16 protein-coding genes are annotated in these 24,750 nt (G+C 61.4%); 10 read left to right on the top strand and 6 right to left on the bottom strand.

The window, feature by feature from the left end; translation table 11 throughout:
• Positions 1-76 precede the first annotated feature (76 nt).
• Both F4V43_RS18330 and F4V43_RS18325 read left to right on the top strand, forming a co-directional pair.
• The gene (locus tag F4V43_RS18330) at positions 77-8,605 is read left to right on the top strand and encodes a chitobiase/beta-hexosaminidase C-terminal domain-containing protein (RefSeq protein ID WP_150459711.1); all 8,529 of its coding nucleotides are present in this window, start codon (positions 77-79) and stop codon (positions 8,603-8,605) included.
• A gap of 86 nt (positions 8,606-8,691) precedes the next feature.
• Positions 8,692-9,381 (top strand): serine protease, encoded by a 690-nt coding sequence (locus tag F4V43_RS18325; protein WP_150459710.1) that lies wholly within the window; start codon positions 8,692-8,694, stop codon positions 9,379-9,381.
• Between the two features lie 69 nt (positions 9,382-9,450).
• Here F4V43_RS18325 and F4V43_RS18320 read toward each other — a convergent pair whose 3' ends face one another.
• The 4 genes from F4V43_RS18320 to F4V43_RS18305 form a co-directional block, all read right to left on the bottom strand.
• Positions 9,451-10,437, bottom strand: a complete 987-nt coding sequence (locus F4V43_RS18320) for a polyprenyl synthetase family protein (RefSeq protein ID WP_150459709.1) — start codon at positions 10,435-10,437, stop codon at positions 9,451-9,453.
• Between the two features lie 3 nt (positions 10,438-10,440).
• A complete protein-coding gene (locus F4V43_RS18315; protein WP_150459708.1) occupies positions 10,441-10,908 on the bottom strand; it encodes a polyprenyl synthetase family protein in 468 nt (155 codons plus the stop codon).
• Positions 10,909-11,144: 236 nt separating this feature from the next.
• Entirely contained in the window at positions 11,145-13,031 is a 1,887-nt protein-coding gene (locus F4V43_RS18310; protein ID WP_150459707.1) for an FAD-dependent oxidoreductase, read from the bottom strand.
• Between the two features lie 59 nt (positions 13,032-13,090).
• Positions 13,091-13,654 carry an FMN-binding protein gene (locus F4V43_RS18305; protein WP_150459706.1) on the bottom strand — a complete coding sequence of 188 codons (564 nt, stop codon included), beginning with the start codon at positions 13,652-13,654 and terminating at the stop codon, positions 13,091-13,093.
• 440 nt (positions 13,655-14,094) lie between these two features.
• On the opposite strand from F4V43_RS18305, the gene F4V43_RS18300 reads away from it, so the two are divergent.
• From F4V43_RS18300 to F4V43_RS18275, 6 genes are all read left to right on the top strand, one after another.
• Positions 14,095-14,298: a CsbD family protein gene (locus F4V43_RS18300; protein ID WP_150459705.1), complete on the top strand. Its 204-nt coding sequence runs from the start codon at positions 14,095-14,097 to the stop codon at positions 14,296-14,298.
• Between the two features lie 135 nt (positions 14,299-14,433).
• Positions 14,434-14,655, top strand: a complete 222-nt coding sequence (locus tag F4V43_RS18295) for a hypothetical protein (RefSeq protein WP_150459704.1) — start codon at positions 14,434-14,436, stop codon at positions 14,653-14,655.
• 127 nt (positions 14,656-14,782) lie between these two features.
• A complete protein-coding gene (locus tag F4V43_RS18290; RefSeq protein WP_150459703.1) occupies positions 14,783-16,195 on the top strand; it encodes a sensor histidine kinase in 1,413 nt (470 codons plus the stop codon).
• A gap of 96 nt (positions 16,196-16,291) precedes the next feature.
• Positions 16,292-17,566: an MFS transporter gene (locus F4V43_RS18285; protein WP_150459702.1), complete on the top strand. Its 1,275-nt coding sequence runs from the start codon at positions 16,292-16,294 to the stop codon at positions 17,564-17,566.
• Positions 17,567-17,603: 37 nt separating this feature from the next.
• Complete coding sequence (locus tag F4V43_RS18280) at positions 17,604-18,287, top strand: NAD(P)H-binding protein (RefSeq protein ID WP_150459701.1); 684 nt, start codon at positions 17,604-17,606, stop codon at positions 18,285-18,287.
• 82 nt (positions 18,288-18,369) lie between these two features.
• Positions 18,370-18,750, top strand: a complete 381-nt coding sequence (locus F4V43_RS18275; protein ID WP_150459700.1) for a RidA family protein — start codon at positions 18,370-18,372, stop codon at positions 18,748-18,750.
• 155 nt (positions 18,751-18,905) lie between these two features.
• Here the strand turns inward: F4V43_RS18275 and F4V43_RS18270 are convergent, their stop codons facing one another.
• Positions 18,906-19,694, bottom strand: coding sequence for a TspO/MBR family protein (locus F4V43_RS18270; RefSeq protein WP_223879958.1), 789 nt, complete (start codon positions 19,692-19,694; stop codon positions 18,906-18,908).
• Between the two features lie 216 nt (positions 19,695-19,910).
• On the opposite strand from F4V43_RS18270, the gene F4V43_RS18265 reads away from it, so the two are divergent.
• Together F4V43_RS18265 and F4V43_RS18260 are read left to right on the top strand one after the other, a co-directional pair.
• Positions 19,911-22,997, top strand: coding sequence for a DEAD/DEAH box helicase (locus F4V43_RS18265; RefSeq protein ID WP_150459699.1), 3,087 nt, complete (start codon positions 19,911-19,913; stop codon positions 22,995-22,997).
• 32 nt (positions 22,998-23,029) lie between these two features.
• Positions 23,030-23,764 carry a hypothetical protein gene (locus F4V43_RS18260; protein WP_150459698.1) on the top strand — a complete coding sequence of 245 codons (735 nt, stop codon included), beginning with the start codon at positions 23,030-23,032 and terminating at the stop codon, positions 23,762-23,764.
• A gap of 179 nt (positions 23,765-23,943) precedes the next feature.
• Here the strand turns inward: F4V43_RS18260 and F4V43_RS18255 are convergent, their stop codons facing one another.
• The gene (locus F4V43_RS18255) at positions 23,944-24,594 is read right to left on the bottom strand and encodes a GTP pyrophosphokinase family protein (RefSeq protein WP_223879961.1); all 651 of its coding nucleotides are present in this window, start codon (positions 24,592-24,594) and stop codon (positions 23,944-23,946) included.
• Positions 24,595-24,750: the final 156 nt, after the last annotated feature.

Here is a 24,750-nt window from a genome sequence, read left to right as displayed (position 1 = left end):
CAGAGGCCGTTCGTCCGAAGAGGGCGGCGGCCTTGGGACCGGGCGCAGGAAACTTTTTAAGGCGGTGTCCAACAACATGGCATTCAAATATAAGTCAATGATCGGGGTGGGCGTAGCGGCTCTGCTGGTGGCCATCTTCACGATAGCGGGAGGATTCATGGCCAAGGCCGACCCGCAGACGTGGGATTCCGCAGCGGATACCAGCTGGTATAATCCGATTTATTCTACCTTTACGATCGACTCGCCCGCGAAGCTGGCCGGGGCAGCCAAGCTGGTCAATGAAGACCCGGACGGGAGCATCAACGGTCTCCGGGGTAAAATTCTGGAGGTTGACCGTACCCTCGATCTCTCGGAGTACGAGTGGCTTCCGATCGGAACCGCGGAGCATCCCTTCAAAGGGACGCTGATTGCAGCGGCTGGCGGCAAGTTCGACATTATCGGGATGAAGATTCCGGACAGCTTCGGCTACCGGGGGCTGGTCGGCAACATGGAGGGCGGAACCGTCGGCGGCTTCACGTTTGAAGCGAGCGGCCGTCTGAGCGCCGCATCCGTAACCTCCGACGTGTACGCAGGCTCGGCCGTCGCCAAGATGAGCGGCAGCAGTCTGGTCTACAATATTACGAACCATATCGATGTGCAGCTTACCGTATCCGAATCGGTCTACCGGATCTACGCCGGCGGGATTGTCGGAATGGGCGAAGGCAGCATCGCGGATGTCGCCAATACGAAGTCGATCACAGCCAGCGGCAGCTCCTATGCCGGCGGTATCGTCGGCTACGGCGGCGCTTACGGCCTGCGCATCAAGCAGGCGTCCAACGAGGCTTCGATCTCGCTGGACGGACAAGGCGGCGAGATAGCAGCCGGCGGCATCGCCGGTTATGTGGAAGGTCTGCTGGAGCTGGAGGATCAGGATACGCCGATCGTCAACTCGGGCAGCATTGACGCTAATGGCGGAGCGGTCAGCTACGCGGGCGGCATCGCCGGACGCGTAGGCGGACGCCTGTCGATCTCGGCGCTGACCTCGAATACCGGCAGCGTGACTATTCAGGCACCCGGCGGCACGGCCTCCTATGCCGGCGGATTTGTCGGCGCAGCGATGGCTCCGGCCGCCAAGTCGGTGCTGGACGGAGCGTTCAGCAATACCGGCCTGCTGGTCAACCACGGCGGGAGCAACGTCTACACAGGCGGCGCAGCCGGCTATTTCGGCGATGACTACGCCTGGTCCGGGGTATTCAAGAACACGGTCGCCATCGAGGCGGACGGGACAGATCATATTTATACCGGCGGCTTTGCCGGTTACTCCGTCGGCGGAACGGTGACGAATGTCGCCTTTGACGCGAATATCGAAGCCGGCGGCTCCCAGGCCTTCACCGGCGGCATTGTCGGGTATGCCCGGGGCGGCTCAATCGGAGACGCGGTCGGAGTAGCGGCCGCAGACGGCACAAAGAGTTACAGCACGATTGTATCCGGCGGAAGCGCCGATCGCTATGCGTCGATTGCGGCCGACGGCACGGTCGGCGGAATCGGCGGCTACATCGACGGAGAAGTGAACCATGTCTCCGTGAAGTACCTGTCGCTTAAGACCCGCACCGTCAACAGTGCGGTCGGCGGCGTGGCCGGCAGCCTGCAGGGCGCCGTATTCGGCGCAAGCGTCGGCGACCCTGCCTACAGCGGCTATGACAGCGTCAAGCTGTCGGCCGATACGGGGCTTGCCAGCGGATCCGACGAATGGAAGGCCGGCGGCATCGCCGGTCTCAACGAGAAGGCGCTGACCGTAACCGGAAGTCAGGTGGCCCGGGTCGGGATTGAAGCCGGCAGCGGCAAGAGCCGTTACACAGCCGGCGGCATCGCCGGAGTTCTGACGGCGGAAGCCCGGATCGGAACGGAAGAGGACCCGGTTCAGGTGCAGGACTTCCGTCTGGATACGGGAGCCTCGGACAGCAGCTTCGGCGGAGCCGTCGGCGTGAACCGGGCCCCGGTCATGATCGTCCGGATCGAACGGGTGCAGCTGACCTCCTCGGGTGCGGACAACCGTCTCGGCGGGGTATTCGGCGAGAACCACGGCGTCTCGGCCGGCAGTCAGGCCAAGAACCTGACGATCGCCTTCACAGGCGACGACAATGCGGTCGGCGGCATCGCCGGTCTCAACCGGGGATCAATCAGCGACTCCCGCGCCGAAGCGGTAGCCATTGATGCTGCGGGCGCCCGGGCGGCGGCCGGCGGCATCGTCGGTCTGTCGGAAGGACCGGACGGAGCGCGGGCCAGCCTGAGCCGCGTCAGCGTGGTCGGCGGCGAGCTGCCGACGGTAACGGTGCGCGCGGCGGGCGTGAACGCCGGGGGTATCGCCGGACTTGCGCGCAGCACCGACATTGCGCTGCCGCAGGCAGCGGCGGAAGCGCCGAATTATGTGGAGCTGTCGCTGAAAGGAACGCAGGCGGCGGCCGGCGGCATCGCCGGGCGAATCGTGGACGGCAGCATCGTCGGCGACGCCTCGATGATGAATGCGGACGATGTGCTGATCTCCACCGGTCCGGCTTCCGCCGACCCGCTGATCGGCGGCATCGCCGGCTACGCGGAAGGAACGCGGATCGAGAAGCTGCTGGCTTCCGGTCTCAACCTGAACATCAACAATCCGTCCACCGCGGTCGGCGGTCTGGTCGGATACAACCTGGGAACCGGCAGCGCCGTGATCGCAGACAGCTCGATTGAGAAGCTGAGCCTGAAGGTCAATGCGGCGGCCGTACAGTCCAAGGCCGGCGGTCTGATCGGCATCAATGCGGCCCGCTCCGGAGATCCGACAGTGAATCCGGGCAGCGCGCCGAGCACCCTGCGCAACAGCCGGGCGATGGGCACGGTCTCGGTCACGGCGCCGTCCGCTCTGGTGGGCGGCATGGTCGGAGAGAACCATGCTCTGATCGCCAATAACAGCGTCACGGATAAGCTTCCGGTGATTTCCCGGGGAGCGGACGCCATCGTCGGCGGTCTCGCCGGCGTCAACCGGGCGACCGGCACGCTCTACTATACGTATTCCAATGCCAATCTGACGGTAGAGGGCTCCCATGCCCTGGCCGGCGGTCTTGTCGGTCTGAATGAAGGAGCCGTACAGGGTTCGTATGTGGATATTGCGGTTACAGGCAAAGCGACCGGCACCTCTTCCGCGCCCGCCTTCCTCGGCGGCCTGGCGGGACGCAACAGCGGCAAGATCGAGCTGTCCTACTTCGCAGGCACTTTGACGGCAACCGGGAGCTACAATGTCGCGGGCGGTCTGGTCGGAGATCAGACTTCCGGCAGCATCCGCAATGCGTATTCTGCGCAGAAGGCATCGGCGACCGCAGATCACTCCTATGTCGGCGGCCTTGCCGGCCGGATTGCCGGCGGCAAACTGTCCTATACGTATTCGGCTGCACAGGTGCTGGCTTCGGGCGGCGCAGCGGCCGGCGCTTATGCCGGGCGCTATGACAGTTCCGATCTGGAGCTGCTGTACAAGAACTATGTGGTCAAGGACGCGGCGGCTGCGCTGAATGCCTCGCTGCCGGACTTCGCGGCCGGGGCGGCCCTCGATGAGCCGCTGCGGCTGGACACCGTGAGCGTGGCGGTCCTACAGGACCGCAGCCAATTCCCGGCGCTGTCCGGATGGGACTTCTCCCGGGCCTGGCGGTACGGCTCGCAGAATGCGCTGTACAAGTATCCGGAACTGAACCGGACGGCCAACACGGGCGACCAGACCGGTTCCGGCGTCAACGCCAACATCAACTGGTACATGAAAGACAAAGGCGCGATGCAGTTCGAGATTTCGAGCGAAGCCGAGCTTGCCGGTCTGGCGGGCATCGTCAACGGATCGATTGCCGGCGTGGACCGCTTTGACTTCACGGACCGCATCATCCGCATCACCGGACCGATTCATATCCAGTCCAGACAATGGACGCCGATCGGCGACAAGCCGGAGAATCCGTTCCGGGGCCGTCTGGACGGCGGGGACTACCTGATCGACGGTCTGTATCAGCAGCCGGCCTACACGTACTCGGGCCTGTTCGGGGTTATCGCCAAGGAAGGCCGCGTGGAGAACATGAAGCTGGAGCCGCTGGCTGTAGCGGGTCTGGAATATACGGGCACACTGGCAGGGCTTAACGAAGGCAGCGTCAGCGGCATTGAAGTCCGTCTGACGGACGGGGTCAAGGTAGGCGGACGGGTAGTCGGCGCGATGATCGGCCGGAACGCCGGCTCCATCGGGCAGCTTCATCTGATCCTCCAGAACGGGGGCGTGGAAGCCGCCTATAACAGCGCCGTGGTCGGCGCCTTTATCGGCGACAACGCTTCTGCGATTGATGGGCAGCTCGAGCTGACCTCCGTCGGCGGCACTGTATCGGCCTTTACCGAAGATGCTGTAATCGGCGGAGCGATCGGCCAGCAGGCCGGCAATATTACCGGGTTCACCATGACCCTCTCGCCGGACTTCCGGATTCTCTCCACCGGCGACCGCAATATCGTCGGCGGGGTAGCCGGACGGTATGCGGCGGGTGAAGCCAAGGACATGAGTATGATCTTCGCCGGAGCCAGTCTTCAGACCGGCGGGCCGGACTCGACGCTCGGAGGAATCTTCGGACGCGCCGAGGCCGGTACGGTACTTCGCAACCTGGAAGTCCGCGCGGAAGTTCCGGGCATTCACCTTCTGGGGAACGGAACGGTCGGCGGTGCAGTCGGGGTCAAAGAAGGCCAAGGCACAGCCGGATTCGATATCGACGGCGTAACGATCGGCGATCTCAATATTGCCTCCTCGGGCGACAGCCTGAAAGGTCTGGCCGGCGGGGTAGCCGCCCAGACGAACCGGGCCGCCATTCGCGGCGCCGCTTCTTCCGCGGCGGTCCGGGGCGCAGGCGTTGCGGTAACGGCCGGCGGCATCGTCGGTTCGGCGCGGGACTCGGTGCTCTACCTTGTCTCCGGCGAAGGCGAAGTCAGCGCGACTTCCCGCAGCGGCAACAACTTTGCCGGCGGCATCGTCGGCGAGATGAGCGCAGCCGACCGGGACCGGGCGCTGGACTTCGGTCTGATGACCCCGCTCTATCCGGGCGTCTACCAGGCCGACATGCAGGGAAGCGCCGTTACGGCGTCCAGCCTGAATTATCAAGGACTGCAGTATGCGGGCGGCATCGCCGGCAAGAATGACAATGCTTCGATTTATCAGTCCCATGCGAAGACCGCCTTGTCGGTCAGCGGGGGCAAGACTCAATACGCGGGCGGACTCGCCGGCTACAGCAGCGGCATCATCGTCGGTTCCGGCTCGGAGAGCGGACTGCGTCTCTCCAACGGCGTCTCCTATGAAGCCGGCGGTGCTGTCGGCCAAGCCGTAGGCGGAGGCATCTATTATACGCAGATTACCTCTTCCGGCGGTGAGCAGCTGGTCATCGGAAGTTCCGTCTCGGCCGCCGGCGAGTCGCCGACGACCCATGCCGGCGGATTTGCAGGAAGCGTGTCCGGCACGGACATGACGAATGATTCGGCGGATCTTCCGCTGACGGTTACGGAAGCCAACACGTACAACACGCCGACAGCCGGCGGGTTCGCGGGGCAACTGAAGGGTACCGGTCCGGCCAACGGACAGATCCGGGATGCCTGGGCCCAGGGAAGCGTGACGGTTACCGCCAAAACCGCTTCCGTCGCCGGCGGCTTCGCCGGTGCGGTGGACCATTACAACGTTGCCCATGTCTATGCGAAGGGCAATGTGCAGAACACCGGCCTTGACCTCCGGACCGGCGGTCTCGCCGGATCGGTGGAAGCCTCGGGAACAATCAGCGGCTCCTACGCGCTGCAGAGCAAGGTCGCTTCGCTCTCGGCCAAGCCCGTCACCCGGGCTTACACCGGCGGCATCACCGGCATGAACGCAGGCCGCATCGAGTCTTCGACCGCCGACAACCGCGATCTCGCGGCTCCGGCTTCCGGCAGCTCGATCTATACGGGCTCCGTAGCCGGCTATGAGGCGGCAGGCGGCCTGGTAAGCGGGACCGTCTACACCAACGCGCTGGCTCCGTTCGGCCGCGGCGGTTCGGCGGCGGATGCCGTCCGGACAAGCGCCGTTGACCCGCTTGCCCGCGGCGCATGGCTCATTGATGTCGATACCGTCTTCCTGAGCGAGCCGGACCAAGGCCGGGTCGCCATCGACAGCATTCCGGTTCTCCAGGGGACCGTGCTGCTCAAGAATGCAACAGGCGCAGCGTACTACAGCCTCTTCAACCGGACAGCAGCGGCGGCTCCCGAGCTTCCGAAGCTGACGCTGGAGGCGGATCTGGATTTAACGAATGTTGCTTTTACTCCGTATGAGAACTTTACGGGCGTATTCGACGGCGGCAACCACCGTCTGACCGGTCTGAAGCTGAACGGCGCAGGCATCACCGCCTTCACCCTGGTCAACCGCGGCGTGCTGGAGCATCTGGTCTTCGACCGCCCGGTCATCCTTTCGTCCGGCGATTCCGCGGTTGCCGCGGGAATCAATGAGACCGGAGCGGTGATCCGGGACGTAGCCGTCCGCGATGCGGCGGTTACCGCAGCCGGACGCGCCGGCGGTATCGCTGCCGTCAACCGCGGCGCCATCGAAGCGTCCTACAGCACCGGCAGCGTCCGGTCGCTGGCTCCGGCACAGCGCGCCATCGCCGGCGGTCTGGCCGGAGAGAACGCAGCCGGCGGCCGGATTGCCGAATCGTTCTCCTCGGCCGATATTCGGACCGAGGGTCAGGAAGCGTTGGCCGGCGGCATTGCGGGAATGCAGGCCGGACAGATCGAGAACGGCTATGCAGCCGGCCGGGTTCTGGCCGAAGGAACCGCCAAAGCCTGGGCCGGCGGCATCGCCGCCCTGGCGCAGGATGGCCGGGTGCAGCATGCGCTGAGCACCGGCGAGACGGCTGCGGCAGTCGGCGGCAAAATCGTTCCCGGCAAGGCGTTCTTCGGCGGATTGGCCGGTCAGCTGACCGGCAGTGCCGCGGTTGAAGAATCGCAGTACAACCTTCAGGCGCTGAAACGCAGCACCGCCTACTACAACGGCGAGGGCAAGCCGGTCAGCGGCTATGAACCGGATGCAGCGGGAATGACTGCTACCGAACTGACGGCCGGGACACTGCCGCAGGGTCTGGACGCCTCTGTCTGGGAAGCCAAGACCGGTTTCTATCCGGGTCTCAAGGCGTTCAGCCGGACGCCGGATGGCCTGCTGGCCACAGCGGCTGTTATTCCGGGCCGCACCGACACGATCAACCATTTGTCGGAAGCTTTTGGACTCTCGAAGACGGAATCTCTGCTCTGGTCGTCTGCAAGCTCTGCGGCCGTGCTGAGGGCGGGTGAAGGAACCTGGACAGGAAGTCTGGCTCCGGCCCGCACAGCGGTGCTGACAGCCTCGTATGAGGGAGCGGTGCGCACGATTGCCATCGGCACACCGGCTTATGCCTACACCGGGCAGACGGCCAAGCCGTCGGCTGTATCCGGCAGCAGAGTCTTCTCGGACAAGACTGCGGTAGAGCTGTCCGGGGAAGCCGGAGCGAAGATCTACTACACGCTCGACGGTTCGCAGCCGGATATGTTCTCGGCGCTGTATACCGGACCGGTCGAACTGACCAAGACCACGACGCTTACAGCGATCGCCGTCGCCGATGACAAAGAAGCGAGCGAAGCCTTCAGCGCTGTCTGGACCCAGCAGTACGTCTCCTCCGGCGGAGGAGGCGGTGGCGGCGGAACGCCAGGCGGAGGGGGAGGCGGCGGTGCCGCTCCGGCTCCGGCCGAAGAGACGTCTGCCGAGCCGGCCGTATCTGCGGTGATCGGCGGGCATCCGGTGGAAGCCGGCAATACCGACGCTCCGTTGACGGTAGCGAAGAACAGCAAGCTGGAGCTGACCGCTCCGGAAGGCCAGATTATCTACTATACGACAGACGGTTCCGAGCCTACGGCAAGCAGCCCGCGGTATACCGGACCCATCGTGATCCGCACGGGCATGACGCTCAAGATCAAGACCGACAAGGATGACCGGGTCATCACGATGAACTACGAAGTGAAGAATGCGGAATTCGAGCTGAAGCCGGATGCCAAAGACGTCCATTATATGGCAGGCTATGCCGACGGCAGCTTCAAGCCGAATCGGGCCATTACGCGCTATGAGCTGATTGCCGCGCTGTCTCCGCTGCTGAATCAAGAAGAAGTCAGCGTGGAGAATCTGTTCGGCGATGTCAAGACGGAGTACGCCGATACGGTCGCGTTCTTCTCGGCGGCCGGTATTATCGACGGCTACCCGGGCGGAGGCTTCGGCGGGGACAAAGGATTGACGCGTGCGGAATTCACCGCCGTGCTGAGCCGGGTGCTCCATTTAGAGCCGGCGCAGAGTACGGCGGCGGGGATGAAGGATGTGAAGGGGCACTGGGCAGAGAAGTATATTGCCGCGCTGACCAAGGCGGGATATATCAAGGGCTTCCCGGACGGCACCTTCCGGCCGCAGAGCGAGATTACCCGCGCGCAGGCTGTAGCCCTGATTAACCGGATTATCGGCGTGCGTACGGAAGCTCTGCCGGTTCGCTTCAATGATCTGCCGGCGACGCACTGGGCGTACAAAGATATTATGTCTGTGGCAAAATAACTCGGAGACCGGCGGCGGGCAACCCCCGCCGGTTCATCCTTGGAAGCAGCCGGCCGGGAGCCGGCGGACAACAGGAGGAATAATACATGACTACGAAACGACGGCTCCTTGGCCTTATCCTGCTGCTGGCAATAGCGGCCTTCGGTTATGCCGGTACAGGCAGCGCCGATCAAGAGGAAATCCGCAGCGCGGTCCAGAGCTACGACCAGGCCAACAGCGCAACGCTGTATCTGCGGGTTCTGGGAAGCGACGGCAAGCTTCAGGCTGCCGGCTCAGGCGCGATTATCTCGGCAGGCGGTTCGGCGCTGACGGCGTACCACGTCGTTAAGGGCGGAAGCCGGGTGGAGGCGGTTATGAACGACGGACGGTCCGTCGGCCCGGTCAAGGTCGCAAGCTATGACGAGACCGAAGACATTGCGGTGCTGGAGCTTCCGGACCCGCAGTCGGCGAAGCTGCCAAGCGGCGCTTACCCGTACCTGACGGTTCGGACGGAAGCGCTGAAGTTCGGAGAGACGGTCTATGCGCTCGGCTATCCGCTCAAGAGCACGCCGATCATTACCCAGGGGATTATCAATAATCCGCGCGCCAAAATCAACGGCAGAGACCGCATTCTCACCTCGGCCCAGATTGTCAGCGGAATGTCCGGCGGCCCGCTGATCGACGGCTCCGGCAAGCTGGCCGGGACGATCTCCGGATCGCTGCGGACGATGGATAATATCCACCTTGTCGTGGACACGGAAGCGATCCGCAGGCTGCTTCCCGCCAAACTAAAATAACACCAAAAAAGCAGCCGGTCCCGGTTCCCCGGGCGGCTGCTTTTTTGTGCATAGATTCGTATTCGGCTGCTAACGGTCGCGAACCGCGAAATAACGCAGCAGCGTGACCAGATCGGACTGTGCCGGATGGGACTTCAGCCGTTCGGCGATGGCGGCGGCCCGGTCCAGATATGACTGGCTGACCGCCTCCGTCCGGCGCAGCGCGCTGCTTTGTCCGATGCCTTCCAGCACCCCGGCCAGTTCCGATTCGCTCGAATGCGGCCCGATGCGCCGAATCTGCGGCGCAAGAGCCGGGTCCTCCAGCGCGAAGAGGACCGGCAGCGTGACCTGTCCGTGCCGCAGATCGCTTCCGGCCGGCTTGCCGAGCGCGTCCGAGGACTGGGTGAAATCCAAGAGATCGTCCTGAATCTGAAAGGAAATCCCCAGCGCCTCCCCGAAAGCGTAGAGCTCGTCGGCCGTCTCATTGGAACATCCCGAGGAGAGCGCGCCTACCCGAAGGCAGGTTGCCATCAGCATGGCGGTTTTGTTGATCGACTTCTCCAGGTACTGCTCCAGCGTCAGGTTGTAGTCAAAAGCGTGCTCCATCTGCTGGTATTCGCCGAGGCACAGCTGCGCGGTAGCTACCGCCGACAGGTCGTGCACATAACGCTGCTCGTTGTCGGCATAACGCGCCAGCAGCTCAATTACACGGGCCGACATGTAATTCCCGATATGAACGGCCGGAGCAATTCCGGTCCGCATGTGAAGCGCGGGCTCGCCCCGGCGGAGCTCGGCGCCGTCGATGATGTCGTCGTGAATGAGTGAAGCGACATGGATGAATTCCGCGGCTGCGGCAAGCTGCAGCGTCCGCCGGCCGGCCGGCTTCGGACCGAAACGGCTGCCGACGACGACAAGCAGCGGGCGGAGCCGCTTGCCGCCCGAGCGGACCAGCTCCAGAATGCCCTGCGACAAGGGCGAACGGGCTGCTACATCCCGGTCCTTGAGGACGAGATTCTCGATCTCCCGGTTAATCTCATCCAGATTGATATCCAGAGCTTCGTGCAGCTTGAGGGGCATTGTCTAAACCACCTGTCCGATTGCATGATTCGCAAGCTTGGGCGGAGCCGCCTTGCTCTCCTTCTCCAGATAGCGGGAGAAGAGAGAAGCCCAGTCCGGCTCTTCCAGCTCGCCGGCGGCTCGCCGGATTTGCAGCTTCTTGACATGGGGGGCCAGGTAGGCGACCAGATCAAGCTCCTGATATTTAAGCGCATATTGGAGATAGAAGCTGTAGAGATAGTCGCCGTCCAGAATAGCCCGCACCAGTTCGGGATGGCCTTGGGCGCATTCCTGGTGCCGCCTTGCGGCCTGGATCAGGATGGTCTGAATCGCCAGCAGGGAGACCCTGCGGTCGTAAGCCAGATGATGGCGTTCCATAACCGGGAACAGCCGCTCGCATTCCGCCGGAGAGAGAGAAAGCCGGATTCCGGCGACAGGGGAAAGTTCGTCCTGAAGACGCCGGAATGTATCTTCCATAAGCTTTTGGTGCATAGAGAATCTCTCCTTACCTTCGGTTTTGCGGAAGCAGCGTCGTCCCTGTCCATCCCCACAAAACCGCTTGTCATAATCTTGTTACCGTATTTTACGAAGCTGCGCTTCAAAGGTCGCATTCTCCGGGACCTCGGAAGGAGCGGACAAAAAAAAGGGGCTGAAATAAGCAGAGTAATGTGCCTCTAAGGACACATTACTCTGATGATGATGCATATGAGAACTAATAATGAACGGGATCAGTCCGTATACAGATACCAGCGACGTACAATAGGCAGGCGTTTCCACCGCTTCTTGAGCCAAGGCAATACGTAGTAGTCCAGACCGAAGACGCTGCCCGAACCGCCGATGCAGGCGATGGCGGCGCCCACGTACCAGAGCATTTCCGTGGATGCCATTTTGGTCGTCCAGATCATAACCGCCATTCCGATCGTAGCGATCGAGGACAGGGCGGTGAACAGACCGACGATCAGCATAACGCCAAGTACAATCTCGGCGCAGACCATGCCGAGCTGGAACCATTTGGCCAGGAACGTGTAGTTGCCGTCCGGCTTGTAGAACATCAGATCCATGAACCAGTTCGTAATGTTGTAGATGAACTTTGGAACCGGCAGCGCGGAGACGGCTTCGGAAGCCGACTGTACCGTGGATGCCGCCGATTGGGCGTCGACCGTATCCTTGACATTATCAACCGCCTGGCTGGCCGCCGAAGTAGCGTCCTTCAGGTACGGAGCGGCGGGGATCAGGAAGATCTTGTGCCAGCCCTGGTCGATAATCTTCTTCAGCTTGTCGATCCCTTCATAGAGCCACATGCTGCCGAGCAGAATGCGGAGGGGCACCAGCCAGAAGTTCGGGGAACGCTTGGAGAAGTGTCCGCCAACGAAGCTTCTGCGGTTCTCCACATGGAAGAACTCGTGCATCATGTAGGTCCAGACCTTGTTGAAGCCAACGACGCCGGACAGGTAATAAATATTGATCATGTGCTTGGCGAACATGGCCATGAAGCCGGTTAGCATGAACATTTTGTTCGGAAGACCGACATTAGCTACGCCGTAGCGGCTTCCGATCGAAACCATGGTTCCGTGGAAAGCCGGTTTGTAGGCCTTCTTCGGCGTTCCGTTCATATCGGCAACAATGTTGTTGGCGATCACCGGAGCCGCCAGTTCGGCATTCTCAACCATCTGCGGCACCGGACGCTGTTCGCCTTCCGGAATGTAGAAGATGTTGTCGCCGACTACATAGACGTTCTTGTGATCGACGCTCTCGAGATGCGCGTCTGTAACGATGCGCTTGCGGCCCTGCTGCTGGATATCATCCAGCGTGCCGACCAGCTCGGAGCCTTCGACACCTGCTGTCCATACGATCGTGTTGGCGCTGACGAGGTTCTTCTCGCCGAGAGCAACCGAGCCCTTGCCGACTTCCGTAATCTTCGCGCCGGTAACGATCTCGACGTTCAGCTTGCGGAGGTGCTGTTCGGCCTTCTGAATCAGCTTGTCAGGCAGAATCGGCAGGATCTTCGGCGCCATATCGGCGACGATCAGCCGTACTTCGGACGGATCAATGTAGAATTCCTTGCACAGTTCATCACGGTACTCGGCCATTTCGCCAACCAGCTCCACGCCGGTAAAGCCTGCGCCGATGATAACGAAGGTGAGCATCGAACGGCGAACCGCCGCATTCTTCTCCTTGGCGCCAGCGGTGAACATGTCGCGGATCTGGCGTTTCAGAGCGACGGCATCGTCGTAGGACCAGAAGGAGAACGTGTTTTCTTCGGCACCCGGGATTCCGAAGTACGTCGGCTTGCTGCCTGTACCGATGACCAGATAGTCGTATTCATAGGTCGCTTTGTCCGACTTCAGGCTCTTGCCTTTGAAGTCAATGTTGGAGATCTCGTCGAGGACGACATCAACCTTGAGACCGGCGAATATCTTCTTCAGGTCAATCTTGATGGAATCTTCCGGAGCGCGGCTGGCGGAAACCTCATGCAGTTCGGTCAGAAGCGTGTGGTAGGGATTCCGGTCAATCAGTGTGATTTGTACATCTGGGTTGTTCTTTAATTTCTTTGCCAGTTTCTTGGCCGTCAGCACGCCGCCGTAACCGCCGCCCAAAACAACTATTCTCTTCAACTGAAATTCACCTCGTTCATCGGATTAGCCTGCGAGTGTGCGAGTGATGGAACCGGGAATTACTGTTTGGCGCTTTCGAGGGCTTTGTCAGCCAGCGTCCAGAAGTTGCCTACATGGATGGATACGCCGGAGATAGCGTCTGTCTTGCCTTCAGCGTCAAAAGTAGGGGCTTTGCCCAGGTTGGCCATGTAGTATTCTTCAGCCTTGGCGATTTCTTCATGCCATTCGCCCTGTGCCTTAGGATTCTTCTCCTTCATGCCGTACTTGCCGGCCTTGGAGAATTCCTGCTTGTCGTTGCCGTCTTTGTCAACGCCTGTGAACTTCACAGCCGAGATCTGGCCGTTGGTAACGGTTACCACTGCTTTGTCGGCCCAGCCGGATTCAGCGTCCATTTCGCCGGTAGCTTCATAAGTGCCGTCTTTGTACTCGCCGGCAGGCGCTACGGAAGCGGCAGGAGCCGTCGATGCGGCCGGTGCGGCGGAAGCCGGAGCTACGGAAGCCGCAGGAGCGGTTGTCGGAGCGGCCGAGCTGGCAGCGTTGTTGTTGTCGTTATTGTTGCCGCAACCTGCGGCGAGCAGACCGAGAAGAAGAGCGCTTGTAGCTACTGCTGTTACTTTTTTCATGATTTGATGACCTCCAAAAGATTAGTTTAAAATATATATATTAAAATGTAAAACATTTTAATAACAAATGGAAGTGATATTAATCACTTTATAAATGATTTTTGTCACTTTGAATCTAGGGCTAATGGCCTTAATTCGACGAATTGCCGAATCAAGTCACCCTAATATTACCCAAATTTTAAGAAATAGCTTTGAGGCCCGATGGTACTTTAACATCTTGACAAAAGAAATCATGTGAATATTATCACATATCCCCGCAACTTCCCGATTCGCATCTTGAATTATATCAAATTTTTAATGAAAATAGAATGCTAATCCTCCATGATTATGTGACAAAATGCGACTTATTTCAGCATCGTCTCCCTTTTCAACGCGGATTCACTCCAGAGGGGGACGGGTAATGTTAGGTATGATCGACATCAACTGAAGGAGTGATCGAAATGGACAGCCATGTATTCAAGGGAAAATGGAATCAGCTGAAGGGCGAAGCTAAGAAGCAGTGGGGCAAACTGACCGATGACGATCTCGATGTCATTGACGGCGAGAAGGACAAGCTGGTCGGCAAGCTTCAAGAACGTTACGGACACACTAAAGAAGCTGCGGAAGAAGAATATACTTCCTGGGGACGTTCCCATCGCGATTAACCGGATCTTCATGAATCAGGCCGGCCCGGCCGGATGGATTCTTTCATATCTAAATGTCTAAATGAAGAGGCGATGTCCATGTACCGATCGCACGTTATATCGGGGAGAATCCTTGAAATTCAAGGAGACCGGGTAATGACGCAGCAGGGAGACCTGATCTCGACGTATCATACCCGGTATTATATACTCCCCGAGACAGGGGTAGAGACGGAGCCTGAACATGCGGTGGACGCCGCCTCTCTCTACGAAGTCCTTCCGGCAGCCGGTTCTTCCGGAAGCGCAGTGCAGCGGCGAATGCGGCTGAATCCGTTCAAGCCGTGGCTGATGTTCACGGGAAGAAGCGCAAATCGAGCCTGATTTGCGCTTCTTTTTCTTTTGGACGGAGAACCTTCTGTTCCCATGCTTAATCTTCCGGCCTATGATAAGATAAATACTGGATATGAATAGGCTGTATAAATATGGAGGAACCGGCAGGAGTGAACCCATGGAATATATCAAGGTATTTCTAATTAATACGGCGGTTCTGATTACCGTAGCATACATAGGCAATGTGATTTATAAACATGTGCTCGGCAGAGCTCCGGTTCACCTGAAGACGGCGGGCTGGGTGCTTATCGCCATCTTTGCCGGATGGACGAGCTCGTTCTTCGGATACAAGCTCGACGAGAACGTCATCTTTGATCTGCGCATCGTGCCGCTTATCATCTCCGCCGTAGCCTATCCGCAGCCGCTTCTGCTGATTGTGATCGGTATCGGCACCGGACTGATGCGCCTTACCTTTGGGCTCACCCCCGCCGCTTATGTCGGGGTGCTCAACCTTTCTCTCTTGGGGCTGGCGGCTGCGGCAATGACTCCCTGGCTCCGGCGTTCCCGGACTTCGGTCCTTGTGAAGGGCTTGATTGTCATTCTCGTCATCAATATCCTGAACACGGTGAACATCGCGGTCTTCGGCGTGATCCCTTTCGGCCGATATATGACCGATATTATGCCGGCTACGCTGCCTGGCGGTGTTGTGCTCAGTATCCTGTTCGGCCTTATCGCCCGGGACTTCCATCTGGAGCATATGCGTTCGCAGCAGATCCAGCAGGCCAACCGTCTGCTCTCCGAACAGACGGAAGAGCTGCACAAGAACAAGATCGTTCTGGAGGAGCGGGCCAAGCAGCTGATGATTGCCTCCCAGTATAAATCGGAATTTCTGGCCAATATGTCGCACGAGCTGCGCACCCCGCTCAACAGCATCATCAATCTCTCGCAGATGGTCGAGGAGCATGAAGGTTCGCTGACCGGGGAAGAGATTTCGGTCTACGGCTCCATCATTCACCGTTCGGGCCAGGATCTGCTGCTGCTTATCAATGATATTCTTGATCTCTCCAAAGTTGAGGCGGGCAAGCTGGAAGTCGCCAATGAAATTATCAGCGTCAGTGAGATTCCGGTTCTTGTCTGGCAGCAATTCGATGTTATCGCCCGGCAGAAGGGCCTTCAGTTCGAACTGGTAGAGCGGGAGGGCCTGCCTGACTTTATCGTCTCCGATCCTCAGCGCATCCAGCAGATTCTCCGGAACCTGCTCTCCAATGCCTTCAAGTTCACCCACAGCGGCGGAGTCAGCCTGACGATCAGAACCGAACGCCGCCGGGACGGCAAGCGGGAGACGGAATGGATCGCCTTCGATGTCCGGGATACCGGAATCGGAATAGCGAAGAACAAGCATGTCCGCATATTTGAGGCGTTCCAGCAAGCCGACGGCACGATCAGCCGCCAGTACGGCGGTACGGGTCTGGGACTGTCAATCAGCCGGGACCTGGCTCGCCTGCTGGGCGGGTTTATTGTACTGAACAGCGAGGAGGGCAAGGGCAGCACGTTCTCCCTGTATTTGCCGATTTCTCCGGGAGGAAGATAAACCTCCAAACGTTTTTGGAATTCTCTCGTATTGACGCCCTGCGACGGTCGGGTAGAATGAGGCCATACGTCCGCGTCAAAGGAGTGTCAAGACACCATGAATATCAAGCTCGGCCGGTCCGGGAATCCTGTTCCCGCCAGAAAGGGACTCTCCGTTCACCGCAAAAATTTATACATGGCTACCTGGGAGGGAGTTCCCTCCACGATCTTCCAGGTGCTGCTTCAGGGTCAGTTTCTGACCGGCTTTCTGCTCTATCTCGGGGCGACATCCGGCCAAATCGGCTTCGTGCTGGCAATTACGACACTGGCGAACATCGGCCAGATCGCCGTCGCCTTCTTCATCCAGAAGCTGCCGAGCCGCAAATGGGCGCTCGTCACCTTTATCGGTCTTCATCGGGTTCTCTGGATATCCACCGGACTGATCCCGCTTCTTCTTCCTCAGTCCTATTGGGTTGCCGCCTTTATTCTTCTGTATTCGGTTGCAGCGTTCTTCGGAACGGCAGGCGGAGTACTCTGGAGTTCCGTCATCGGAGACCTTGTCCCGGCGCGCGTGCGCGGACGTTATTTCGGCATCCGCAATACGCTTCTGAACGCGCTGGGGAGCCTGGCGATGTTCGGAGGCGGCATCCTGCTCGACCGCTATCCGGGCGGGCACGGGTTTCTGATTCTGTATATCGTGGTCTGGGTCTTTGCGCTGTCGAATGTGGTCATCTTCTTCTTCTACCCGGATGTGGAATTCGAGAAGTCGGAGGAGAACCGCTTCTGGCCGATGTTCAAAAAACCGCTGAACGACGCCGGCTTCATGCGTTCCACCCTGTTCCTGGCGGCATGGCTGCTGCTGCAGAATCTGGTCATTCCGCTCTACTCCTATGTCATGCTCGAACTGCTGGACATCAACTACAAGACGCTGTCTCTGCTGAATGTCACCCAGACCGTCTGCATGATGGCGGGCTTCTACTTCTGGGGGAATCTGAATGCCCGGCACAGCAATAAGAAGCTGCTCTTCTGGACGCTGCCGGTCATCGCCCTGTCCTCGCTGACCTGGGGGCTGCTGTCCGCGCTGCCGATGCTGGCCGTGCTTCTGGCGGCGCATATGATCTATGGGATCGGCATCGGCGGCTTCAACCAGCTCGCCTTCAACTATATGATCGGGGATACGCCGAAGAAGGAGCGGCCGATGTACATGGCCGTCTACTCTTCTCTGACCGGTCTGGCAGCGTTCTTCGGGCCGCTTGTCGGCGGGCAGATCTACGAATGGATCAAGGATTGGCCGCATTGGACCCAAGTCTACGGCATGCAGCTTGTGGTCGGAGGATTCATGATTGTGCTCATGGCCGCCGTCGGCCGCCGGGTGCTTCTGAGAGAGCGCTAGGCCGGCTGCGGCGGAATATAGAGAGGAGGAAGGGCCAATGGCCAGAACCGCATTGGTGCTGGGAGCCACCGGCCTCGTAGGCCGGGCCTTGACGAAGGAGCTGCTGCTTCGGGAGAGCTGGGGCGAGGTGCGGGTGCTGGTTCGCCGCAGCACGGGGCTGCAGCATGACAAGCTGACCGAGTACCCGGTCGATTGGGACAGACTCGACCTTCAGACGGCTCTGTTCGAAGGCGTGGATGCGGTCTTCAGCTGCCTGGGAACAACAATTAAGAAGGCGGGATCGCAGCCGGCTTTTGAGAAGGTGGACCTTCATTATCCGCTTACGGCCGCGAGATTGGCCCGGCAGGCCGGAGCGGACCAGTACCTGGCCATATCGTCGCTGGGAGCGCATGCGCATTCCAAGAACTTCTACCTCCGGACCAAAGGCCGGATGGAAGAAGGCGTGCTGGGCTCGGGAATTCCCGGCATTCACCTGTTCCGGCCGTCGCTGCTGCTTGGAACCCGCGAGGAGTTCCGGGTCGGCGAACGGCTGGCAGGAGTCGCCATGCGAGCGTTCGGCGGTCTGATGGTGGGCCGCGCGGCCGTCTACCGGGCCGTAACCGGAGATACGGTGGCCCGGGCGATGGCGGCTGTCGCAGAGTCCGGGGCGCACGGCTCCCATATTTACACCAATGATGTCATTCAGGTGCTGGGAAGCCGGCAGGAACCGGCAGGAAGATGAAGGGCCGGATTGCGCCGCATTGGAGAGCCGTCGTACAATGGGACCATTCCAGCCAGGCGCTGATGAGAAGGAGAGATGGACAGTGAGCAAGAAACAGGTAGCAACGAAGCAGGCCCCGGGTGCAATCGGGCCTTACAGCCAGGCGGTAATTGCAGGGCATTGGGTCTACACCTCGGGCCAGTTAGGTCTTGATCCGGCTACCGGGGAACTCGCCGAGGGTGTCGAAGCGCAGGCCCGCCAGTCGCTGAATAATCTGAAGGCCATTCTGGAGGAAGCCGGCGCATCGCTCGACCAGGTCGTGAAGACGACGGTCTTCCTCAAGGATATGAACGACTTTGCGGCAGTGAACGCGGTGTACAGCAGCTTCTTCAGCGAGCCGTACCCGGCGCGCAGCGCCGTGGAGGTCGCCCGGCTGCCAAAGGACGGACTGGTGGAGATCGAGGCCGTGGCCCGGGCGAAGTAAATCGGAGGCATAGGGATACGTTTGCGGCAGCCGCCCTGCCGGCAATCGGATTTTGGAAGAAGGCGGGCAACCGAAAGCGGACAACCGGAGATTGAACATGAGAGCCCGAGGCGCATGAATTGCGCCCCGGGCTTTCGCTTCTGAAGAGGCCGCAGCTAAATCCGGTAACGGCCATCCCGGCCCCGCCGGAAGAACACCCAGGCAGATAGGGCGAACAGGACTCCGGCGGCAATCCAAGCGGTCAAATAGACCGCCCGGACGTCATCATGCTCTACTCCGATGGCGATGTAGGCCCAGACAAAGACAAGGGGCAGCACCGCATCGCTCCGGGTCCAGGCGATATAGGCCGCCAGCAGGGACCCTGCGGTCAGTACGGCAGCGGCCCAGAAGGTGTCCGGCAGCCCCCAGCCGCTCCACCCGTTCTTCTCCAGAACAACCGCTGTGTTGACAATCGTCGCGACGCACAGCCAGCCCAGATAGATGCTGAACGGCAGCTTGACCAGCCAGCGCTCTCCGGCGGTCGGGTATTCAATAACCCGGGTCTTGTTATAGATCACAATCAGGGAGACGAGCAGCAGGACAATAGCGATCCAGGCAAGTTCGATCTTGAGCGCATGCCAGAGCAGCAGCCAGGTCATGTTGAAGGCGCAGCTTGCGATGAACCAGCCGCCGATCCGCTCGGCGGGAGAGGGCCTTCCCTCCGCGGGACGGAAGGCGTACAGAACGAAGCCTCCAAGCAGGAGGTAGATCACGCTCCAGATGGAGAAAGCATATCCGGCCGGAGTGACCAGCGTGTAGTACCGGTCAGAGATTTCGCCGGTGGTGCGGCCTCCGAGCGGAAGGGCGACGGACAGAATATTGACGGTCAGAACGCCCAGATAGAACAGCAGATTCCACCATTTGTAGGACGAATTGCGGGACATGTGCTGCGGAGCGGTATTCATGGTCTGCGGCCTCCTTGCAAAAGTTTCTATCATTCTATACCCGCTGGCGGCAAAAATGACCGGATGGTCATCCTTTTTTATACAGGCTTTCGGTCCTTCGCGGGGTCCGAAAGTTCATGAGGGGTTTTTAAAAAAGACGATTTTCGTATAAGATGGTGGATGAATGCGATTGAAGGATATTCGGCTGGGCACGGCTAGAGAAGACGGGAGATTACGATGACGAAGCACCTGTATGCAGTGTGGTTGGGAGATGTGTGGTTCTGCTTCTCCGGAGAGACCTCGGAACCGAAAGTGGATGCCTGGACCGGCGCGGTCAAAAGGCTGGAGTTCGGCGCGGGGCAGCGCCCCTTTGCAGGGGCCGCTCTGCGTCTGGCCGAAGTAAAGGTGCCGGGCGCGCGCGCCGAGGGCAGAAGCGGCAGACGCTCGCTGCCGGGCCGCACGCTGGAGGGCTTGGCGCTGCAGCCGCGCGAGGCGTTCGAGCTTCTCCTGGCCTGGGACGAATCCGTTCCGCTGCGCGCGGGTATCGAGCCGGGCGGCGAGCTCGCCTACTGGGCGGCGGCGGCCCGCTTCGCGCTGGAGCTGCTCGGAACGGGCGGCTTCGGCCCGGGAGCGCAGCCTCCCGGCGCGGCTTCGACGCGCCGGAGAGGCGGCGAGCAGGCCGCCGGGGCCAGCTGGATTCCCGTGCTGCGCACCGGCGAGCAGCGGGAAGCCTTTCTGCAGCTGGCCGCGTCCATGCCGGCGATCGGGCTCGGCACGGATGCCGCACCGGGAGAAGGGACATTCGTCCGCGAAGAGGCGGCGGCTTCGGTGCTCTATTCCTTCCTGCAAGCGGTCATCCAGTCCGAGGTAAAGCGGGTTGTCGCCGGCATGGAAGGCCAGCTGGCCCCTTACCGGGCGGATTACCGGCGGGGCCGTTCGCCGCTCGCGGAGCTGTGGTGGAACAGTCTGCTGACCGGCAGCCGCGACATTCCCGTGCAGGGGACGGCGGCCGAGGTCGCCGACCTGCTGGAGACGGTGGGACTGGCGGCGGAAGACGGCATTCCCCGGGTAGAAGGGGCCGGAGAGCCTTCCGGCGGAACGCTCTCTGCGGGACTGCGGCTTGAACCGCCCGGCAGCGAAGAGGGCAGCTGGCGGCTGTCATTCTGGGCCGAGAGCCGCGAGGAACAGGGCTTCTGGCTGCCGGCGGCGGCCATCTGGAACAGCGCCGAACGGGACTTCACTCTGTGGGGCCGCAAGTACCGCAACATTCAGGAGCAGCTTCTGAACGGGCTGGGCGAAGCGGCGGAGCTGTCGGCCGACATCGCCCGCGCGCTCGAGGATCCGGCTCCGACGGGCGCCGAACTGACGCCTGAACGGCTGTACGTCTTTCTGAAAGAGGCGGTGCCGCGGCTGTCCGAACGCCGGATTACCGTGCAGCTTCCGTCCCGCTGGAGCCGGGAAGGACGGCGGCGGATCGGCCTGAAGCTGAACATGCAGCCGCCGGAGCCGGCCGGCGAGGAGGCCCGGGCGCTCTCGCTCGGGCTGGAAGAGCTCGTTCGCTTCCGGATCGAGGCTTCGCTCGGCGACACGGCAATCAGCGCGGAGGAGCTGAACGAGCTGCTGGAAGCAGGCGTTCCGTTCGTCCGCTTCCGGGGAGAATGGGTCGAGGTGGACCCGCGCGAGATCCGCCAGGTGCTGCGCTACATGAAGCGCCACGAGAACGGCGAAATGACGGCGGCGGAATGGATGCGCTTGTCGGCCGAGGACAGCGAAGACCGGCTGTGGAAGGGCGTGGCCGTCGCCGGCATGGAGACGACGGGCCTGCTCGCCTCGCTGATGCGGGGCGAGCTTCGCCGGGAAATGCCGGCCCTGCTCGCGCCGGGCAGCCTGCACGGCACGCTGCGCCCTTATCAGGAGCGCGGCTTCCAGTGGCTGTCGGCGATGACCGATATGGGCTTCGGGGTCTGTCTGGCAGACGATATGGGTCTCGGCAAAACGATCCAGGTCATCGCCTGCCTGCTCGACCGGGCCTCCCGGGGACCTGCGGCCGAAGACAAGGGCCCGGTGCTGATTCTGTGCCCGACTTCGCTTCTGGGCAACTGGCAGCGCGAGCTGCAGCGGTTCGCCCCGTCGCTCAGCATTCATATACACCACGGCGTGCGCCGGCTGCGCGGCGAGGAATTCCGCCGGGAAGCCGCCGCCAGGGATATCGTGCTGACAACCTACCATCTGGCGGGCCGGGACAGCGGCGATCTGGCGGGGATTATCTGGTCAACGGTGGTGCTGGACGAGGCGCAGTATATCAAGAACTACCGGACGAAGCAGGCGCAGAGCGTGATGAAGCTGTCGGCGCCCCACCGGATCGCGATGACCGGCACGCCGGTCGAGAACCGGCTCGGCGAGCTGTGGTCGATCTTCCACTTCCTGAATCCCGGCTATCTGGGCACGTTCCATGCTTTTCGCCAGCGGTACGGGAGCGGGGAGAACGGCAGGCTGAAAGAACTGAGCAAGCTCGTATCCCCCTTCCTGCTGCGCCGGCTCAAGAGCGACCCGGACATCTCGAAGGATCTGCCGGAGAAGCTGGAGATCAAATCGTACTGTCCGCTGACCGAGACACAGGCGCTGATGTACCAGGGCGTCGTGGACGAGATAATGGGCTCGCTGGAGGACAGCACGGGCATGGCCCGCCGCGGTCTGGTCCTCTCTTCGCTGACGAAGCTGAAGCAGATCTGCGACCATCCGCTTCTCTACCGCAAGGAGGAGACGCGGCTTGCCCGGCAGGAGCAGTCCGGCAAGCTGGAGGCGATGTACGGCGTGCTCGACAGCATTGCCGAGCTGGGCGAGTCGGCGCTCATCTTCACTCAGTATGTGGAGATGGGCCAGCTGCTGGTCAGCCGGCTGGCGCGCCGGTACGGCCGTGCGCCGCTCTTTCTGCACGGCGGCGTGCCGAAGCGGGAACGGGATGAAATGGTGCGCTCCTTCCAGGACGGCGAAGGCTCGGCGTTCTTCGTGCTCTCCCTGAAGGCGGGCGGGGTCGGGCTTAACCTGACGCGGGCGAACCACGTCATCCACTACGACCGGTGGTGGAATCCGGCGGTGGAGAACCAGGCGACAGACCGCGCCTTCCGCATCGGACAGATTCGGAACGTGCAGGTGCACAAGCTGATCTGCCAGGGGACGCTGGAAGAGCGGATCGACGAGCTGATCGAGCGCAAGAAGAGCCTCTCCGAGCAGGTCGTCGGCTCCGGCGAAGCCTGGCTGACCGAAATGTCGAACCGGGAACTCAAAGAATTGATCGAACTGCAAAATCAGGACTGGATGTGAAGCATTCCGTCCGGACGGAGGGGCTGAAGCCTGTGAATGCAAGGGGAACAATGACGGTCGACGCCGTTCCCGGCCGGCTTCGGCTGGGCGCAGGGGCCGGAACGGGCACGTCCGGCGAGCTGTCGCTGGAGGCGGCCGTCTGGAGTCCGGCGCGCCTGCGCGCAGTGGCCGAACGGCTGGGCAGCCGCCCCGGCGAGCTGTACGGCCTGATGCGCGGCCGGATTCCCGATTGGCTGCGCGAAGAGGGTCTGCTGCCGGACGCAGGGGAGCTGGCCGCCTGGGAAGGGCGGCTTGAAGCCGCGGCGTCCGAGGGCGCGCCGACCGCCGGGCAGCTCGTCCGGCTGCTGGAGAGCCGCCCGCATCTGGCGCTGGCGCTCCGCGGCCTGCCGAAGCGGGAGCTGCTGGGCGGCGTCTTCGGCGCCTGGGCCGCCGCCGCGCCCGCTGCGGCCGAAGCCGGCGCGGGGAGCAAGGGCTCGGCGGCCGGAGGACTGGCCGCCGAGCTTGCGCGCCTGGAGCGGCGCGGACCGGGCGATCAGGCCGGCGAGTGGCTGTCGGAAGCGGCGGCGGAAGGGATGCTGCACCAGCCGGGACCGCAGTTCCGGGAGGTTCGCAGCCGGCCTTTCCCGGCCGATCCCGAGGTGGCGCCGCCATCCGGGGCCTGGGCGGCGCTGCTGCCCGGCGCGCCGGGCGTGGAAGAAGGGCTGTCGCGGATTGTGAAGGCGGTGGCCGAGGCCGCCGCCGAGCGGGCCAAACGGCTGCCGAAATAGCCAAGAAAGCGCCGGTCCGCCGTTCCGTCGTCGGCCGGGGCAGCAGAACAAGAGCCTCTCCATCCGCCCTTCGGGCTTCATGGAGAGGCTCTTTCGGTTATTACATAAGGTATACCGCCTGTGGGTGCGGATGCGTCAGACGCACGGCGCACGCGCGACGGACGCAAGCACCGCTCCGGTCAATCGGCCGGGTCCCCGGAAGAAGCGGAAGGGCCGGATTCGCTCTCCGCCGCAGCCAGTTCCAGAATTTCGCGGCGGAGCCGGAGCATCTTCTGATCCAGCTCGTCGGCGGCCCGGGCGGCTTCCCGCAGTTCGTCGGCGACATGGGCGGGAAGCTGCTTGTCGTATTTGTAGTACAGAATATGCTCCATGCTGGCCCAGAAATCCATGGCCAGCGTTCGAAGCTGAATCTCGGCCTTCACCCACCGCGTGCCTTCCAGCAGAATCAGCGGAACGGCGACAATCAGATGAAGACTCTGGTAGCCGTTGGGCTTGGGGCGGGCGATATAATCCTTGATCTCCAGCACGCGCAGGTCTTCCCGGGAGCCGAGATGGTCGGCGATCCGGTAGATATCCTTAACGAATGCGCACACGATCCGCATGCCTGCGATATCGTGAATGACGTCCTCCATGCGGCTCAGGCTGAATTCGCAGCCCTTCCGCTCCATTTTGCGCAGAATGCTCTTGGGCTCCTTGATCCGGGATTTCACATGTTCAATCGGGCTGTAGCCGTCGCGCATCTGCCATTCGGTCTTGATGGCCTCAATCTTGTTCTGCAGCTCGTTCAGCGCCAGGCGGTACAGGGCGGGAAGACGCTTGAACTCCTCCATCTCCCGGGTAACGGCTTCGTCCCATTCCCAATGCCGGAAATCCTGGACATGATGCTGAAGCTGGCTTAAGGCCAGATGTCTGCTCTCCTGTTCGTCCACGTTGGTTCTCCTGATCCTTGTATTTGGCTTCTTCATTGTACCTTATCGGCAGACCGC

Source organism: Paenibacillus spiritus (assembly GCF_008710135.1).
Classification (GTDB): Bacteria; Bacillota; Bacilli; order Paenibacillales; family Paenibacillaceae; genus Paenibacillus_AQ; species Paenibacillus_AQ glufosinatiresistens.
Note: the sequence above shows the minus strand (reverse complement) of the source record. Positions and strands in the feature narration are given on the sequence as shown.

Bases quoted from the DNA above. Each gene is read 5' to 3' on its own strand.
- F4V43_RS18320 (WP_150459709.1), bottom strand. From the start codon at position 10,437: ATGCCCCTCAAGCTGCACGAAGCTCTGGATATCAATCTGGATGAGATT.
- F4V43_RS18330 (WP_150459711.1), top strand. From the start codon at position 77: ATGGCATTCAAATATAAGTCAATGATCGGGGTGGGCGTAGCGGCTCTG.
- F4V43_RS18290 (WP_150459703.1), top strand. From the start codon at position 14,783: ATGGAATATATCAAGGTATTTCTAATTAATACGGCGGTTCTGATTACC.
- F4V43_RS18325 (WP_150459710.1), top strand. From the start codon at position 8,692: ATGACTACGAAACGACGGCTCCTTGGCCTTATCCTGCTGCTGGCAATA.
- F4V43_RS18295 (WP_150459704.1), top strand. From the start codon at position 14,434: ATGACGCAGCAGGGAGACCTGATCTCGACGTATCATACCCGGTATTAT.
- F4V43_RS18270 (WP_223879958.1), bottom strand. From the start codon at position 19,694: ATGAATACCGCTCCGCAGCACATGTCCCGCAATTCGTCCTACAAATGG.
- F4V43_RS18315 (WP_150459708.1), bottom strand. From the start codon at position 10,908: ATGCACCAAAAGCTTATGGAAGATACATTCCGGCGTCTTCAGGACGAA.
- F4V43_RS18305 (WP_150459706.1), bottom strand. From the start codon at position 13,654: ATGAAAAAAGTAACAGCAGTAGCTACAAGCGCTCTTCTTCTCGGTCTG.
- F4V43_RS18300 (WP_150459705.1), top strand. From the start codon at position 14,095: ATGGACAGCCATGTATTCAAGGGAAAATGGAATCAGCTGAAGGGCGAA.
- F4V43_RS18285 (WP_150459702.1), top strand. From the start codon at position 16,292: ATGAATATCAAGCTCGGCCGGTCCGGGAATCCTGTTCCCGCCAGAAAG.
- F4V43_RS18255 (WP_223879961.1), bottom strand. From the start codon at position 24,594: ATGGAGGAGTTCAAGCGTCTTCCCGCCCTGTACCGCCTGGCGCTGAAC.
- F4V43_RS18265 (WP_150459699.1), top strand. From the start codon at position 19,911: ATGACGAAGCACCTGTATGCAGTGTGGTTGGGAGATGTGTGGTTCTGC.
- F4V43_RS18280 (WP_150459701.1), top strand. From the start codon at position 17,604: ATGGCCAGAACCGCATTGGTGCTGGGAGCCACCGGCCTCGTAGGCCGG.